1 protein-coding gene is annotated in these 260 nt (G+C 41.5%); it reads left to right on the top strand.

Annotation, left to right across the window (positions count from 1 at the left end):
• Nucleotides 1-260, top strand: a 260-nt coding sequence (locus Q0935_RS15855; RefSeq protein ID WP_299388346.1) for a Calx-beta domain-containing protein, incomplete at both ends; no start/stop codon positions are given.

Raw genomic sequence — 260 nt, 5'->3', positions numbered from 1 at the left:
GCTGGCACATCAGATTATACTGAGACAACAACAACAGTAGTTATTCCAGCCGGAGCAACAAGTGTAGATGTTATTATTCCAATAACAGATGATACTATAAGTGAAACACCAGAAGACTTTACCGTTGATGGAACAGTAACAAGTGGTAACACAACAAACACGGATCCAAGCGGAACGGTAACGATTACAGATAACGATTCAGTAACAGTTACTATCGGAGATGTAACAGTTGATGAAGGAGCCGGCACAGCAACAGTACC

Origin of the sequence: uncultured Lacinutrix sp., from assembly GCF_947500605.1 — a bacterium.
Taxonomy (GTDB): domain Bacteria; phylum Bacteroidota; class Bacteroidia; order Flavobacteriales; family Flavobacteriaceae; genus Lacinutrix.
The sequence above is the reverse complement of the archived record's forward strand: the minus strand, read 5'-3'. Positions and strand labels throughout refer to the sequence as shown.